Here is a 1,869-nt window from a genome sequence, read left to right as displayed (position 1 = left end):
CAGAATTTATAAACACTGGTTTATTCACAAATGCCTCCATACAGCCTATTGGCAAAAGTTATTTTCTAAGATATGGAACATATGTATGCGCATATTGCACATATGTCAACAATAAAATGTGCAACATGAACATATTTAGTGAGTGTTATATTATTTTGGGATATATAAAATGGATGATATTGATAACCTTATAATGGAGGCAGTGAATAAGCTTAGTATAGATAAAAAAAGAAGGTTAATTATTATTCTTCGTCTTTTAAAGTATCTAAAATGCGAAGAATCCACTGTTTTTTTTCAGGAGATATATTTTTTAGAGCGTTAAAAACTTCTTCTTGAAGTTCGCGGTCTGAAAGAGCAGTTGTAGATTTTGTTTTTATACCCTGTCCTTCACCAGTCAATAACCAACCTGTACTTACGTTAAAAGCTTTTGCGTATCGACTTGCGGCTTTATTGATGCCGCGAACTCCTTGTTCATGTTGTATATAAGTGTAATATGGCCAGCCGTAATATTGAGCTGCGGCTCGGGCAGATTTAAATCCTTTGGCAATTCTTGCTTCTGTTAAGCGTATAGCTTGGTCGGGTTTTTGTTCTTGCATTCTGACAACTCCTTTCCATTCATAATGCACATATTATGTGTGCTTTTCGACTTGACTTTTTTCTGTGCACATTGCACACTTAATTTTATGAATAAGATAGAAGCAAAAAAAATACGCAAACGCCTTAATCTGACGCTGGACGAAATGGCAGCGTTATTAGGCGTTAACAAATCAACAGTATGGCGTTGGGAAAAATATGGTGTTCCTTCAAGAGGAGCAGTGGCTTATCTTTTAAAATCTTTATGCGATCAAGAGCAACACCCCTCAATGTCGAAAATTTGCAAGAGCTGCGTTGTTGATCAGAAGGTCGATAGATTGCAGCATTAAGGAGATCAAAATGAGTTCGAATGAAATTTTATGGATAGCAGTGGTTTCAGTTTTGCTCTTAAGCGGAGTGATGTTTCGTATTGCATTGCATTATCGCGATCAAGTTAAAGCACTTAAAGAGCAGGTTCAAGATATTAAGAAAAAAATGAAAGAGAATGAGTTTAGGTATTTAAAGGAAAGCAAGCAGACAATTGATGAATGTGATGCGGATCTTGAAGAACGTGACAAGGAAATTAAAGAACTGAAGCAAGAGATTGAAGAACTAAAACAAAAGATAGATGCGTACCGAGAAGATTTTAAACGGAAAAGTGAAAAGATACGGACACTCGAAGCAGATGTGCAATCACGTGATACGGAAATTAAAGAACTTAAACAAAAGATAGAAGAACGTGACGACGAGGAAATTGAAGAACGTGACAAGGAAATTAAACAACTGAAGCAAGAGCTTAAGCCGCGTGATGAAGCAGTAAAAGCGCCGCCTCATAAGAATAAGAAGAAAAGTAAGTGAGGAGAGAGATGGCATCAACAATGGCAGTTTACATTTCTATGGCGGTCAATATTCAATTAGCGGTACAACTTTATCTATTTTATAAAGAATTACAAATAGTTAAAAAGGAAATAATTAGGAAAAATGAAAAAATATGGAGGCAAGAACAGATAATTCAAAAATTATCTCCTTCTAACATTTTCTCTTCTTCAAAAGATAGCAAAAATTCTGGTCAAAACTTAGTTTGAAGCATTTTTTCTGGGTGGAAAAATATCCCTATAAAATACGTTTTGTATGGAGATGCGAGGTGAGTAACACGATTCTTTGTTTTGATCTAGGTACGAAGATGGGGTGGGCGATACGTGGTGCAAGTGGTGACATGTTCAGTGGTACCGTGAATTTTCAATCGCGCCGTTTTGAAGGCGGTGGAATGCGTTACTTGCGTTTTAAGCAATGGCT

4 protein-coding genes are annotated in these 1,869 nt (G+C 36.3%); 3 read left to right on the top strand and 1 reads right to left on the bottom strand.

Features of this window, described 5'->3' with window-relative positions; all coding sequences use genetic code 11:
• Positions 1-242: 242 nt before the first annotated feature.
• Positions 243-596, bottom strand: a complete 354-nt coding sequence (locus ACFIO3_RS12410; protein WP_375607546.1) for an XRE family transcriptional regulator — start codon at positions 594-596, stop codon at positions 243-245.
• Positions 597-683: 87 nt separating this feature from the next.
• Here ACFIO3_RS12410 and ACFIO3_RS12405 point away from each other — a divergent pair, with 87 nt between their 5' ends.
• Genes ACFIO3_RS12405 through ACFIO3_RS12395 form a run of 3 tightly spaced genes read left to right on the top strand, consistent with a single transcriptional unit; the run spans position 684 to position 1,658 of the window.
• Positions 684-923 (top strand): helix-turn-helix domain-containing protein, encoded by a 240-nt coding sequence (locus ACFIO3_RS12405; RefSeq protein ID WP_375607547.1) that lies wholly within the window; start codon positions 684-686, stop codon positions 921-923.
• 10 nt (positions 924-933) lie between these two features.
• Positions 934-1,431 (top strand): hypothetical protein, encoded by a 498-nt coding sequence (locus ACFIO3_RS12400; protein WP_375607548.1) that lies wholly within the window; start codon positions 934-936, stop codon positions 1,429-1,431.
• 8 nt (positions 1,432-1,439) lie between these two features.
• Positions 1,440-1,658, top strand: coding sequence for a hypothetical protein (locus ACFIO3_RS12395; protein WP_375607549.1), 219 nt, complete (start codon positions 1,440-1,442; stop codon positions 1,656-1,658).
• The last annotated feature ends 211 nt before the right edge of the window (positions 1,659-1,869 follow it).

Source organism: Bartonella sp. AD328YNZD (assembly GCF_042196425.1).
The sequence above is the reverse complement of the archived record's forward strand: the minus strand, read 5'-3'. Positions and strand labels throughout refer to the sequence as shown.

Excerpts from the sequence above, each read along its gene's own strand:
- ACFIO3_RS12410 (WP_375607546.1), bottom strand. The coding sequence starts at position 596 with ATGCAAGAACAAAAACCCGACCAAGCTATACGCTTAACAGAAGCAAGA.
- ACFIO3_RS12405 (WP_375607547.1), top strand. The coding sequence starts at position 684 with ATGAATAAGATAGAAGCAAAAAAAATACGCAAACGCCTTAATCTGACG.
- ACFIO3_RS12400 (WP_375607548.1), top strand. The coding sequence starts at position 934 with ATGAGTTCGAATGAAATTTTATGGATAGCAGTGGTTTCAGTTTTGCTC.
- ACFIO3_RS12395 (WP_375607549.1), top strand. The coding sequence starts at position 1,440 with ATGGCATCAACAATGGCAGTTTACATTTCTATGGCGGTCAATATTCAA.